This is a genomic window from Mesorhizobium sp. M1B.F.Ca.ET.045.04.1.1 (assembly GCF_003952465.1).
In the GTDB taxonomy this organism is placed as follows: Bacteria; Pseudomonadota; Alphaproteobacteria; order Rhizobiales; family Rhizobiaceae; genus Mesorhizobium; species Mesorhizobium shonense.
The window spans coordinates 5,060,359-5,073,606 of sequence record NZ_CP034448.1 but is presented as its reverse complement, the minus strand read 5'-3'; the positions used below and the strand labels follow the sequence as shown (position 1 = coordinate 5,073,606).

General features: G+C 63.3%; 14 protein-coding genes. All 14 read right to left on the bottom strand.

The window, feature by feature from the left end:
- Positions 1-54: 54 nt before the first annotated feature.
- Positions 55-1,572 carry an aldehyde dehydrogenase gene (gene adh / locus EJ071_RS25100; RefSeq protein WP_126100250.1) on the bottom strand — a complete coding sequence of 506 codons (1,518 nt, stop codon included), beginning with the start codon at positions 1,570-1,572 and terminating at the stop codon, positions 55-57.
- 139 nt (positions 1,573-1,711) lie between these two features.
- On the bottom strand, positions 1,712-2,677 hold the full coding sequence (locus EJ071_RS25095) for a helix-turn-helix domain-containing protein (protein ID WP_245460355.1): 966 nt from the start codon (positions 2,675-2,677) through the stop codon (positions 1,712-1,714).
- Positions 2,678-2,941: 264 nt separating this feature from the next.
- Positions 2,942-3,772 carry an aspartyl/asparaginyl beta-hydroxylase domain-containing protein gene (locus tag EJ071_RS25090; protein WP_126100248.1) on the bottom strand — a complete coding sequence of 277 codons (831 nt, stop codon included), beginning with the start codon at positions 3,770-3,772 and terminating at the stop codon, positions 2,942-2,944.
- 161 nt (positions 3,773-3,933) lie between these two features.
- Positions 3,934-4,596: a DUF930 domain-containing protein gene (locus EJ071_RS39605; protein ID WP_245459966.1), complete on the bottom strand. Its 663-nt coding sequence runs from the start codon at positions 4,594-4,596 to the stop codon at positions 3,934-3,936.
- A gap of 4 nt (positions 4,597-4,600) precedes the next feature.
- Entirely contained in the window at positions 4,601-5,908 is a 1,308-nt protein-coding gene (locus tag EJ071_RS25080; RefSeq protein WP_126100247.1) for a replication-associated recombination protein A, read from the bottom strand.
- A gap of 105 nt (positions 5,909-6,013) precedes the next feature.
- A complete protein-coding gene (locus tag EJ071_RS25075) occupies positions 6,014-7,507 on the bottom strand; it encodes a DegQ family serine endoprotease (protein ID WP_126100246.1) in 1,494 nt (497 codons plus the stop codon).
- Positions 7,508-7,696: 189 nt separating this feature from the next.
- Entirely contained in the window at positions 7,697-8,128 is a 432-nt protein-coding gene (gene rplQ, locus EJ071_RS25070; RefSeq protein WP_126100245.1) for a 50S ribosomal protein L17, read from the bottom strand.
- Between the two features lie 104 nt (positions 8,129-8,232).
- On the bottom strand, positions 8,233-9,243 hold the full coding sequence (locus tag EJ071_RS25065; RefSeq protein ID WP_059188661.1) for a DNA-directed RNA polymerase subunit alpha: 1,011 nt from the start codon (positions 9,241-9,243) through the stop codon (positions 8,233-8,235).
- 97 nt (positions 9,244-9,340) lie between these two features.
- Positions 9,341-9,730, bottom strand: a complete 390-nt coding sequence (gene rpsK, locus EJ071_RS25060; RefSeq protein ID WP_006205444.1) for a 30S ribosomal protein S11 — start codon at positions 9,728-9,730, stop codon at positions 9,341-9,343.
- 123 nt (positions 9,731-9,853) lie between these two features.
- On the bottom strand, positions 9,854-10,222 hold the full coding sequence (rpsM, locus tag EJ071_RS25055; protein ID WP_027170351.1) for a 30S ribosomal protein S13: 369 nt from the start codon (positions 10,220-10,222) through the stop codon (positions 9,854-9,856).
- 207 nt (positions 10,223-10,429) lie between these two features.
- Positions 10,430-11,020: an adenylate kinase gene (locus tag EJ071_RS25050; RefSeq protein WP_126100244.1), complete on the bottom strand. Its 591-nt coding sequence runs from the start codon at positions 11,018-11,020 to the stop codon at positions 10,430-10,432.
- Positions 11,017-12,357 carry a preprotein translocase subunit SecY gene (secY, locus tag EJ071_RS25045; RefSeq protein WP_126100243.1) on the bottom strand — a complete coding sequence of 447 codons (1,341 nt, stop codon included), beginning with the start codon at positions 12,355-12,357 and terminating at the stop codon, positions 11,017-11,019. Before secY ends, EJ071_RS25050 begins: the two co-directional genes overlap by 4 nt.
- 190 nt (positions 12,358-12,547) lie before the next feature.
- Complete coding sequence (gene rplO / locus EJ071_RS25040) at positions 12,548-13,021, bottom strand: 50S ribosomal protein L15 (protein ID WP_126100242.1); 474 nt, start codon at positions 13,019-13,021, stop codon at positions 12,548-12,550.
- Between the two features lie 22 nt (positions 13,022-13,043).
- Positions 13,044-13,241, bottom strand: a complete 198-nt coding sequence (rpmD, locus tag EJ071_RS25035) for a 50S ribosomal protein L30 (RefSeq protein WP_027170355.1) — start codon at positions 13,239-13,241, stop codon at positions 13,044-13,046.
- Positions 13,242-13,248: the final 7 nt, after the last annotated feature.

The following is a 13,248-nucleotide window of genomic DNA, read 5'->3' as shown; positions in this document are numbered from 1 at the left end:
GTCATGACAGGAGGGTACGGCTTGCCGTACCCTCCCCTACGCGCCCCAGGAGGATCAGAAGAAGCCGAGCTTCTTCGGGCTGTAGCTGACCAGCATGTTCTTCGTCTGCTGATAATGGTCGAGCATCATCTTGTGCGTCTCGCGGCCGATGCCGGACTGCTTGTAGCCGCCGAAGGCGGCGTGCGCCGGATAGGCATGGTAGCAGTTCGTCCAGACGCGGCCGGCCTGGATGGCGCGGCCGAAGCGGTAGCAGCGGTTCGCGTCGCGGCTCCAGATGCCGGCGCCGAGGCCGTAGAGCGTGTCGTTGGCGATCGACAGCGCCTCGTCGTCATCCTTGAAGGTCGTCACCGACACCACCGGGCCGAAGATCTCTTCCTGGAAGATGCGCATCTTGTTGTTGCCCTTGAACACGGTCGGCTTGACGTAGTAGCCGCCGGCAAGGTCGCCCGGCAGATGGTTCTGTTCGCCGCCGATCAGCACTTCGGCCCCTTCCTGGCGGCCGATGTCGAAGTAGGAGAGGATCTTCTCCAGCTGCTCGCTCGAAGCCTGCGCGCCGATCATGGTCGCCGGGTCGAGCGGATCGCCCTGAACGATTGCCTCGACGCGCTTCAGGGCGCGCTCCATGAACCTGTCATAGATCTTCTCGTGCACCAGCGCGCGGCTGGGGCACGTGCAGACCTCGCCCTGGTTGAGCGCGAACATGACGAAGCCCTCGATCGCCTTGTCGAAGAAGTCGTCGTCCTCGACCGTCACGTCCTGGAAGAAGATGTTGGGCGACTTGCCACCGAGCTCGAGCGTCACCGGGATGAGGTTCTGGCTGGCATATTGCGAGATCAGACGGCCGGTCGTCGTCTCGCCGGTGAAGGCGATCTTGGCGATACGGTTCGACGACGCTAGCGGCTTGCCCGCCTCGAGGCCGAAGCCGTTGACGATGTTGAGCACGCCTTCCGGCAGAAGATCGCCTATGAGGTCGGCCCACAGCATGATCGTCGCCGGGGTCTGCTCGGCCGGCTTCAGCACGACGCAATTGCCGGCGGCCAGAGCGGGCGCCAGCTTCCAGCAGGCCATCAGCAGCGGGAAGTTCCATGGAATGATCTGGCCGACGACGCCGAGCGGCTCATGGAAATGATAGGCGACGGTGTCGTGGTCGATCTCGGAGATCGAGCCTTCCTGGCCGCGGAGCACGCCGGCGAAATAGCGGAAATGGTCGACAGCCAGCGGCAGGTCGGCCGCGGTCGTCTCGCGGATCGGCTTGCCGTTGTCCCAAGTCTCGGCGAGCGCCAGCAGATCGAGATTCTCTTCCATGCGATCGGCGATGCGATGGAGGATCAGCGCGCGCTCCGCTGGGCTGGTCTTGCCCCAGGCGTCCTTGGCCTTGTGCGCGGCATCGAGCGCTGCCTCGATGTCCGTCGCATCCGAGCGGGCGATTTCACACAAGGGCCGCCCGGTGACCGGCGAGATATTCTCGAAATATTTGCCAGAGTGCGGCGCCGTCCACTTGCCGCCGATGAAGTTGTCGTAACGCTTGGCGAAAGGAACCTTGGCTGCGCGCGAAAATTCTACCTTGTTCATAACTTCCTCCCAAAGAAGCACGCCGCGAGATGCGGCGCGTCAGGAGAAAGGGTCGCGGATAAGCTTCGGCTTGTCAGCCCGGAGCGAGACGATCGCGGCCGCCGAGTGTCGCAGAACTGCGACAGGCCACATCATGAAATCAATGCGGGCGGCGGATGGCGAAGCGGGCGAGCTTGCGATGCAGCGTCGCGCGCGAAATGCCGAGGCTTTGCGCCGCCGTCGAGACGTTGCCGCCGGCGCGCGCCAACGCCCGCTGCAGCACGCCGCGCTCGGCATCGTCGAAGTCTTCCCTGGCGCCTGGCGTGTCGCCGAGGATATCGGCTGCCAGCAGCCCCTTGGCCAGGACTTCGCGCGTTATGCCGAACGCCAGGCGCGCGCTGCGCGTCGCGCCGATCACCAGATCGTCCGCGTCGACCGCAATGAGCGCGCCGGCGGTGCGCTCGGCGGCCGGGGCCAACAGAATGCGGGCGCCTGAAAAAACCATGCGGAAATTCTCGGCCTCGATGCGACGCGCGGCATCGCCCACGGCGACAGCGATGAGTTGGACGAAACCCTCCGTCAGATCCGCCCGGCAAGACGACACGTCGAGTGCCGCCGCCAGATTGCATTCGTGATCATAGACCGGCGCCGTCGTGCAACTGAGCAGCGTGTTGCGGGAAAAGAAGTGTTGGTCGCGATGAATGGTGAGAGCCCGCTGGTCGGCAATGCAGGTACCGATCCCGTTGGTGCCCTCGCTCTCCTCGCTCCAGACCGTGCCGGTCCACAGGCCCCATTCGTCGAAGGTCTCGTCATCGGCAACGGCGCCCCTGCGCTCGAGGGGAATGCCGTCGCGGTCGGCCAGCATCACGCAGCAGCCGACACCGCCGACGGCGAGGTAAAGCCGGTTGAGGCTCCCTTCGGCGGCGCGGATCATTTGCTCCATGCGCTGCCGGGCCCCTCTCAGTTCGCCTTCGGTCAACCGCCTGGGCGCCTTGCGCTCCGCGGGATCAAGGTGATGCAATTGCAGGGAGCGCCGCCATGATGCGACCAGCGCCGAATGAGCCGCCTCGCTTTTCGCGATCGAGGCCTGGACCAGATCCGCATGCACGGCTGATTGCCGTCCGATCAACCTAATCCTCCCGGCGAGCGGAACCTCCTTCCGCTCCGTCGTCATGCTCGCATGAACATATCCGACACCAGCGGTTCAGCTTTCGATAATAGGGCTGGCCGCACAGGTCTTTGATTTTGCGCAATTCCGGACGGAAAACCCCTCCGAATTTTCGCAGAATTGCTGTGGAGTCCTAACGGTCCCGGCCTGCCGCCGCCATAAGACGTTGGTTTAAGACGGGCCAGATCGAGTGATGCTCCAACCTTCGGGTTCCGCCGGTGATCAGTTGGCGGCTGCCTTCTTGGCCTTGGACGAACCGATCATCTTCCAGTTCTTGTAGAACATGGAATTGATGCGCTCGACGCTCACCGAGACGACGGCGAGAAGGCCGGCGATGAGGCCGGGGAATGGCGATGGGCGGATGATGTCCATGAACACGCAGTAGCGGCGCCCGTCATACTCGTTGACCGAACGGTGAAGCAGGGTGTCGTCGAAAATGTAGAGCGGATTGTCGTGCCAGTAGTTCCTGGCGTTGTTGCACTCGACGAAAATCTCGGCCTTCACCGGCAACAGGTTGTAGAGGATGCGCAGGCTGAGCCGCAGCGGCCCGAAATGCCAGGAAGTCGATTCCTTGCCCCTGAAGACCGAGACCGCGATGGTCTTGATGTATTTGTAGTCCTTGTTGAATTCCGCGACGTTATCGATCTTGTGCTTGCCATACCACTGATAGACGTACATGCCGCGCCGACCGGTGCCGAAATTGGCGTCGATATCGGCGATAATCTCGTCCTTGCGAGCCTTAAAGACGTCGAGAACCTCGTTGACCTCACGCTGATAGTCGGCAGGAAACTGCTCCAGCTTCCATACGCCCGGGTTCCGGTAGCAAAGCAAGTCAACCAACAGGTTGAAGGGCGACAGCAGCCAGGTAAAGATGCCGTTGCCGAGGAAATAGCCGCGGAATAACGACAGGTCCTTGTTTGCATTGCGCAGCACGTCGATCAGACCGCAGACGATCCAGATCGTCGTCAGGATCGGGATGTAGTAAAAGCCGAGCGCGAGAAGTGGGACTGCGATTGCAGCCTGACGAAGGGTCTTACGGGTTTGCTTTGTCATAGTCTTTTGCGCGGGAGCGCGATCCTGTTCGCATGAGCCAAATCACGGCGACCCCCGTCGGCCGTGCGCCTTGATAGGATTTTTTGTTTCCCTGCACAATGCTGGCGCGATAGCCCCGAGGGTAACTAACAAATATCTGGAGTGTATCACTCCATTTCTGGTCAATGCACAGCCGGCAGGCCAAGCTCGTCCCACTTCTCCCGTGGCACGGGATCGCCGACGAGGAATTCGAAGCCGATGACGCTTTCGCCGTCCCGCGCCAGCGCGCAGTTGAATTTCAGCGCGTACCAGTTTCTCCGGCTGCGGAAGGCTGCGCCGTCGGCCATGACCGTGGTACCGGTGATCTTTTCCTCGGCCGTTGCATAGGCCACCACGCGATCGGGCTGGAAATCCGCCCTCCATTTGTGAATCTGGTCCATCGCCTCGATATTGCAAAGCTGGGTCATACGCTCGTCGGAGGCGAATGTCGCAAGATCGGCCCGGACCTGCCTGCTGCGCGGATCGGCAATCGTCTTGGCCGACAGCATTTCGGTCGCACGGATCATGCTGGGTTGGGCCGGAGGCTTTGCCGGGCTTGGCACGGGCTGCGGTTTTGGTGCTTGCAGCTCCGCGGTGGCTGGTTTCGGTGCCGGCCGGGTCGAACCCTCGAACTGCTGCGGCGTCAGGATGTCCACCGACACGCGCTCTTCCTCCAGCTGCTTCGGCCATTTGGGCAGTGGCATCAGGGCGAGAGTCGCGGCGAGCAAGGCGTGGAGCGCGACTGAGGCCGAGATGCCCCATGGCGAAGCTTCGCTGCGGGGCGCCAGGCTCGCCGGGCCGCGCAAGCAGTTACTCCCGCTCTTTACGCAGCTTTGCCCAATATTCCAGCCGTTTTCGGATATCGCGCTCGAATCCGCGCTCCGGCGGATCGTAGAAAGTGTGGCGGCCCATCTTTTCCGGGAAATAGTCCTGGCCCGAAAAGGCATCCGGCTCGTCGTGGTCGTAGCGGTAGCCGGCGCCGTAATCCTCTTCCTTCATCAGCTTGGTCGGCGCGTTGAGGATGTGTTTCGGCGGCAGCAGCGAGCCGAATTCCTTGGCCGCCTGTGTCGCCGCCTTGAAGGCAGTGTAGACGGCGTTCGACTTCGGCGCGGTGGCGAGATAGACGGTGGCCTCGGCAAAGGCGAGCTCGCCCTCGGGCGAGCCCAGATAGTCATAGGCGTCCTTGGCGGCATTGGCGATGACCAGTGCCTGCGGGTCGGCAAGCCCGATGTCCTCCACCGCCATACGCACCAGCCGGCGCCCGAGATAGAGCGGATCCTCACCGGCATCGAACATGCGGGCAAGGTAATAGAGGGCGGCATCGGGGTCCGAGCCACGCACCGATTTATGCAGCGCCGAGATCAGATTGTAATGACCGTCCTGGCCCTTGTCGTAGATCGGCGCGCGGCGCTGGATGACGCGCTGCAGACCCTCCGGCCCAAACACCTCGCCGGGCTTGGCGGCGCGCCAGACTTCCTCGGCCAGCGTCAGCGAGGCGCGGCCGTCGCCATCGGCCATGCGGATCAGCATGGCGCGCGCCTCGTCGTCCAGCGGCAGCGCCCTGCCCTCGGTTTCTTCCGCGCGCGCCAGGAGTTTTGCGATGCTCTCCTCGCCCAACGAGCGGAAGACGAGCACGCGCGCACGGGACAGAAGCGCGGCGTTCAGTTCGAAGGACGGGTTTTCGGTGGTGGCGCCGACCAGCACCACCGTGCCGTCTTCCATGACCGGCAAAAAGCCGTCCTGCTGGGCACGGTTGAAGCGATGGATCTCATCGACGAAAAGCAACGTCTGGCGGCCGTTGGAGCGCCTGAGCTTGGCCGCCTCGAACACTTTCTTGAGGTCGGCAACGCCGGAAAACACCGCCGAGATCTGCTCGAAGGCAAGATTGGTCTCGCCGGCAAGCAGCCGCGCCACTGTCGTCTTGCCGGTGCCGGGCGGCCCCCAGAAGATCATCGAGCCGAGCGAGCCTGAATCGATCAATCGCGTCAGCGCGCCGTCCGGCCCGGTAAGATGCTCCTGGCCGACAACCTCGCCAAGGTTTTTCGGGCGCAGCCGATCAGCCAGCGGCCGGCCGGTCGGCGCCTTCTCCGGTTCGTCTAAGCTGAACAGATCGGCCATGCATGTCTTCTGGTTGGAGCGCGATCCCCGCTCCTTTTGGAGCATGATCTTATCCGAAAATCGGTTCCCACTTTTCGGGATCATGCTCTAAATGGGAAGATCGCCTCAATAACGCAACACTTGGCGCAGTGTCTGCCCGCCGCGCTCGACGGTAAAGCGCCACCAGCGCGTGTCCTGCTGGGCGATCTGTGCCAGCGTTGTCGCCGTATCGATGCTCGTGCCGTTCACCTCCCGCACGATGTCGCCCGGCTGGAAGCCGAAATCGGCGGCCGGTGAATCGCGGTTGATGTCAACCACGGTGACGCCCTTCAAATCGGTGCGCAGGCCAAGCCGCTGGGCAAGGCGCGGAGACAGTTCCGCCACCTTGGCACCCGAGAACGGGCTGCGACCGTGCAAAGTGACTTCCGCGGCCTTGGCACCCTCCGGCGCGCGCTCCAAGGCAATCTCCAGCGTCGCCTGCTGGCCCTTGCTCAGCACGGCGAAGGTGGCCTTGGTGCCGATCGACAGCGTCGCCATGCGGTAGTCCAGCGCCTCGATGCTTTCGACCGGGGTGTTGTTGAGCGACAGCACGACGTCGCCCGGCTTGAGTCCGGCCTTGCCGGCCGGGCCGGTTGCATCGACCGAGGAGACCAGCGCGCCAGTCGGCTTTTCCATGCCCAGCGATTCCGCGATTTGCGGCGTCACGGCTTCAAATTCGGCGCCGATATAGGGCCGCTCGAAGAAGTCGAGGCCGGCCTTCGCCGCATCGGCGAAGGCGCGCACCATGTTCGACGGGATGGCGAAGCCGATGCCGATCGAGCCGCCGCTGCGGCTGTAGATCGCCGTGTTGATCCCGACCAGCTGGCCGCCCATGTTGATCAGCGCGCCGCCGGAATTGCCCGGATTGATGGCGGCATCTGTCTGGATGAAGTAGCCCGAATCCGAGACCCCGATATGGCTGCGGGCAAGTGCGGAAACGATACCGCTGGTGGTGGTCTGGCCGACGCCGAACGGATTGCCTATGGCCAGCACCAGGTCGCCGACCTCGAGCGCGTCGGAATCGCCGATGGCGATCACGGGGAACGGCTTGTCGGCCGCGATCTTGAGCACGGCGAGATCGAGCGTCTCGTCCTTGAGCATCACCTTCGAGGTGAATTCGCGCCCGTCGGCCGTCGCCACCTTCACTTCGTCGGCGTCCTTGATAACGTGATAGTTGGTGACGATGACGCCGCTCGGATCTACCAGCACGCCGGAGCCCAGCGAGGACTGGGCGCGCGGCTTGGCGCGGCCGAAGAACTCCTCGAAGAAGGGATCGCCTTCGAAGGGCGAGGTCACCTTGGCGGTCTGCGAGGCATAGACATTGACCACGGCGGGCGCCGTCTGCTTGACCAGCGGAGCGAAGGAAAGCTGCACCTCCTCGCGGCCGAACGGCACGCGCTTGTCAGGGCCCGAGGTGGCGTTCTCGCCTTCGACGCCGTGCAAAAGATCGGTCAGCACATCGGAGAGACCGGGATCGGCCGGCTTGGCGGCATCCTCGGCCAATGCCTGTCTGACGCCAGGTGCCGCGGCGAAAGCGGCGAGCGCGCAAACTGCAATGAGAAACAGCCGTTTGAGGTGCATTCCGAATCCTCCAGATCAGGCGCCATTGTCCCGACGATTGTGCAGAATGAAAGGCTAATGCACGGAAATCAGGCACTTGTTGCGCAAAAGCATGCGCTTGCGTGCGAAAATCCGCTCGCTCCGAGGCTTCGCCTCGAAATGCAAAAGGGGCCCGAAGGCCCCTCGAAGTCTTTCGTTGAAACCGAAGCCTCAGGCGGCCGCGGCTTCCTCGCTGCCGCCTTCGGCTTCGAGGCGGGCGCGGTCGGCTGCGCCCTTGGCCGAGGTGTCGCGGTCGACGAATTCGATCACCGCCATCGCGGCGTTGTCGCCCTTGCGGAAGCCCGCCTTCATGATGCGCAGATAGCCGCCGTTGCGCTGCGCGTAACGCGGCGCAATCGTCTCGAATAGGCGCTTCACGACCGGCTCGTTGCCGATCTGGGCGATGACCTGACGACGGGCATGCAGGTCGCCGCGCTTGCCGAGCGTGACGAGCTTCTCGACGATCGGACGCAGGTCCTTCGCCTTCGGCAGGGTGGTGACGATCTGCTCGTGCTCGATCAGAGACACGGCGAGGTTGGCGAACATCGACTTGCGGTGGCTTACGCTGCGGGCGAAGCGACGGCCTTTGAAACCGTGGCGCATGGCTCTTTTCCTTCTTCAGTTGTTCAAGAGGCCACGGCCTCTGATGGTTTTCCGCATGACCGTCGGATCGAGCGGCTCGCGCCGCCGATCCTTGGAATTCATGCTCAATATTGGTCTTCGTAACGTTTTGCGAGGTCTTCGATGTTTTCCGGCGGCCAGTCCGGCACTTCCATGCCGAGGTGCAGGCCCATCGCCGCCAGCACTTCCTTGATCTCGTTCAGCGACTTGCGGCCGAAGTTCGGGGTGCGCAGCATCTCGGCTTCGGTCTTCTGGATCAGGTCGCCGATGTAGACGATGTTGTCGTTCTTCAGGCAGTTGGCCGAACGCACCGACAGCTCGAGCTCGTCGACCTTCTTGAGCAGCGCCGGGTTGAAGGCGAGCTCGGTGACGGCCTCGGTGGCGACTTCCTTCTGCGGCTCGTCGAAGTTGACGAACAGGCTGAGCTGGTCCTGCAGGATGCGGGCGGCGAAAGCCACTGCGTCCTCGCCCGAGATCGAACCGTCGGTCTCGATGGTCATGGTCAGCTTGTCATAGTCGAGGACCTGGCCCTCGCGGGTGTTCTCGACCTTGTAGGAGACCTTCTTGACCGGCGAGTAGAGGCTGTCGACCGGGATCAGGCCGATCGGCGCGTCCTCTGCGCGGTTGCGTTCGGCCGGCACGTAGCCCTTGCCGGTGTCGACGGTGAACTCCATGCGGATCTCCGCACCCTCGTCCAGCGTGCAGATCACGTGGTCGGGGTTGAGGATCTCGACGTCGCCGACAGTCTGGATATCGCCGGCGAGCACGGCGCCCGGACCCTGCTTGCGCACGACCATGCGCTTGGGACCATCGCCTTCCATGCGGATGGCGATTTCCTTGATGTTGAGGACGATGTCGGTCACGTCCTCGCGCACGCCGGCGATGGACGAGAATTCATGCAGCACGCCGTCGATCTGCACAGCGGTGACGGCCGCGCCGCGCAGCGAAGACAGAAGCACGCGCCGCAGCGCGTTGCCGAGGGTGAGGCCGAAGCCGCGCTCGAGCGGCTCTGCCACCAGCGTGGTCAGCGTCTTTTTCTTCGACGAGAACTCGATCTTGTTCGGCTTGATCAGTTCCTGCCAGTTTTTCTGGATCATGTTGTCTTCCTTCCTTGGACCCGCCACCATCCAATCGTGGCGGGCAGCCTGGAATTGCCACGGAGGAGCGTCTCGGCGCTCACGCGGCGTTCAAATGTTAGACGCGACGCTTCTTGCGCGGGCGGCAGCCATTGTGCGGGATCGGCGTCACATCACGGATCGAGGTGATGGTGAAGCCGGCAGCCTGCAGGGCGCGCAGCGCCGATTCGCGGCCGGAGCCGGGTCCGCAGACCTCGACCTCGAGCATGCGCATGCCGTGTTCCTGGGCCTTCTTGGCGACGTCCTCGGCAGCCATCTGGGCGGCGAACGGGGTCGACTTGCGCGAACCCTTGAAGCCCTGTGCGCCGGCCGACGACCAGGCAATCGAATTGCCCTGCGCGTCGGTGATGGTGATCATCGTGTTGTTGAAGGTCGAATTGACATGGGCAACGCCCGACGAGATGTTCTTGCGTTCGCGACGGCGAACACGAGCGGCTTCCTTGGCCATGGTAGTCCTTTCAGTTGATCTCTACACCGCCGTAATGCCAGCGGCTCCACCTTGGAAGCGAGTAGCGAGTAGTGAGTAGCGAATAGAACCCTACTCGCTAATGACTACTCACTATTCGCTCAATTACTTCTTCTTGCCGGCGATCGCCTTGGCCGGGCCCTTGCGGGTGCGCGCATTGGTATGCGTGCGCTGGCCGCGGACCGGCAGCGAGCGGCGGTGACGCAGGCCGCGGTAGCAGCCGAGGTCCATGAGCCGCTTGATGTTCATCGAGACTTCGCGGCGCAGGTCGCCTTCGACCTGATAGTCGCGGTCGATCGTCTCGCGGATCTGCAGCACTTCCGCGTCGGTCAACTGATTGACGCGGCGGTCGGCCGGGATGCCGACCTTGTCGACGATCTCCTGGGCAAACTTCTTGCCGATGCCGTGAATATATTGAAGCGCGATGACGACGCGCTTGTTGGTCGGAATGTTGACGCCGGCTATACGAGCCATTTCTTCTCATCTCCATATGGGCCGGACAAGCCGGCGCTATCTAAGTTGCCCCGCGTCCGGTGGAGGCCGGCCCTTGCGGGAGTTTCCTGGTTCAAAACGACTGCCCTGCCCTTGCGGGCAAGCAAAGTCCATGCCTGACAGGAAGACGGGCCGCCATACCCCAACGGCTCCTTCCAGTCAAGCGCAATCGTTACTTGTCGGAACGGCCTACTTCGCCGTCACCGCGAGCACCTTCTCGATCTCCGCGGTCACCGCGTCGATGCTGGCCATGCCGTCGACGGTTCTCAGCCTGCCTTTGGCATAGTAATAGCCGGTTAGCGGCGCCGTCTTCTTGTAATATTCGCGCAGGCGCTCCTCGAATACCGCCGGGTTGTCGTCCTTGCGCACCGGCTGCCCGGCGGCCTTGGCGTCCTCGGCCCGTTTGACGATGCGCCCGACCAGCGCCTTGTCATCGACGACGAGCTCGATGACGCTGTCGAGCGCAATGCCACGCTCGGCAAGCATCGCTTCGACGGCGTCGGCCTGCACCAGCGTGCGCGGATACCCGTCGAGGATGAAGCCCCTGGCGCAATCGGGCTGGTCGATTCGCTCGGCGACGATCGCGTTGACGATCGCGTCGGACACCAGCTCGCCGGCATCCATCACCGCCTTGGCGCGCTTGCCGACTTCGGTCCCGGCCTGAACGGCGGCACGCAACATGTCACCCGTCGAAAGCTGGGGTATGCCGTGTTTTTCTACCAGTCTCTGTGCTTGCGTCCCCTTGCCCGCTCCTGGCGGCCCAAGCAATATCAGCCTCATCTGCTCCTCTTACCCCCGCGCAACTTCGACTTCTTGATCAGGCCCTCATACTGGTGCGCGATCAGGTGACCCTGAATCTGCGCCACCGTGTCGAGCGTGACACTGACCACGATCAGAAGCGATGTGCCACCGAGGTAGAAAGGTACGCCAGTCGCTGAAATCAGGAACTCAGGCAATAGACACACCAGCACCAGGTAGATGGCGCCGATGACGGTGATACGCGTCAGAACATAGTCGATATATTCGGCCGTGCGCTCACCTGGCCGATAACCCGGGATGAAGCCGGAATGCTTCTTGAGCTGGTCGGCCGTGTCCTTCGGGTTGAAGACGATCGCCGTGTAGAAGAAGGCGAAGAAGATGATCATCGCCGCGTAGAACGCCATATAGAGCGGCTGGCCGTGGCCGAGGGACGCCAGAACCGTGCTTGCCCAGGCCGGCAGGTTGGTCGTCTGCGAGAAGCCGGCGACCGTTGCCGGCAGGAGCAGCAGCGAGGACGCGAAGATCGGCGGGATGACGCCCGAGGTGTTGAGCTTCAGCGGCAGGTGCGAGGTATCGCCCTGGAACATGCGGTTGCCGACCTGCCGCTTCGGATACTGGATGAGCAGGCGGCGCTGCGCGCGCTCGAAGAACACGATGACCGCAATGACGACGATGGCGAGAACGATGATCGCGAGAATGAGGCCCGTGGACAGCGCACCTGTTCGGCCGAGTTCCAGCGTGCCGGAAATGGCGCGCGGCAGGCCGGCGACGATGCCCGAGAAGATGATCAGCGAAATGCCGTTGCCGATACCGCGCGCGGTGATCTGCTCGCCGAGCCACATCAGGAACATGGTGCCGCCGACCAGCGTGACGACGGTCGATATGCGGAAGAACATGCCGGGATCGTTGACGATGCCGTTGCCGCCCTCGAGGCCGATCGAAATGCCGTAGGCCTGCACCAAGGCAAGCAGCACGGTGCCGTAGCGCGTGTATTGGTTGATGATCTTGCGGCCCTGCTCGCCTTCCTTCTTCAGCGATTCCAGCGAGGGGATGACCGAGGTCATGAGCTGCATGATGATGGAGGCGGAGATGTAGGGCATGATGCCTAGCGCGAAGATCGCCATGCGCTGCACGGCGCCGCCGGCGAACATGTTGAACATGCCGAGCACGCCCTTGCTCTGCGAGGAGAAGGCCTGCGCGAAAGCGTCGGGGTTGATGCCGGGGAGCGGGATATAGGTGCCAAGGCGGTAGACGAGCAGCGCGCCGATGGTGAACCAGATGCGCTTCTTCAGATCCTCGGCCTTGGCGAAGGCCGCGAAATTCAGATTGGAGGCTAGTTGTTCAGCAGCCGAAGCCATGCCTGATTCTCCGCTAGGTCACGCTCGATGCCCGCAGCTCAGGCGGCGCGTGTCACCGAAGCTCACGAGATAAGCTCCGGACCGTAAACATGCAAGCGGCCGCGTTGACGCGGCCGCCTAATTGATCAGATCGAAACGCGGTTCGCCGGCAAAAACAAATCATTCCCGCCGGCCGCGCTTCAAATCGCCGTTACTCGGCGGCGGCCGCTTCCGGCAGCTTCACCGAGCCGCCGGCCCTCTCGATCTTCTCGATCGCCGCCTTGGAGGCGCCGGCGACGTCGAAGTTGAGCTTGGCCTTGAGCTCGCCGTCGGAGAGCACGCGCACGCCGTCCTTGGCGCGCCGGATGACGCCGGCAGCGATCAGGGTCTCGGCCGTCACGGTCGCCTTGGCGTCGAGCTTCTTGGCGTCGATAGCGGCCTGGATGCGGGCGAGCGACACGACGGTGAAGCTCTTGCCGAACAGGTTGTTGAAGCCGCGCTTCGGCAGGCGCCGGTAGAGCGGCATCTGGCCGCCCTCGAAGCCGTTGATGGCTACGCCGGAGCGCGCCTTCTGGCCCTTGACGCCGCGACCGGCGGTCTTGCCCGAGCCGGAGCCGATGCCGCGACCGAGGCGCTTCCTGGAGTGCGTGGCGCCGTCCTTGTCACGCAGATCGTTGAGTTTCATCTTCGTTCTCCTGCGGTTCCGTTCAGGCCTCGTCCACGACGCGGACGAGATGCTGGACGGCGGCGATCATGCCGCGCACGGAAGGGGTGTCTTCCAGCGTGCGCCGCTTGTGCATCTTGTTGAGGCCGAGGCCGACCAGCGTCGCGCGCTGCTCCTTCGGCCGGCGGATCGGCGAACCGATCTGCTCGACGGTGATGGTCTTGGTAGCTTTCTTGGCCATGGTCGAA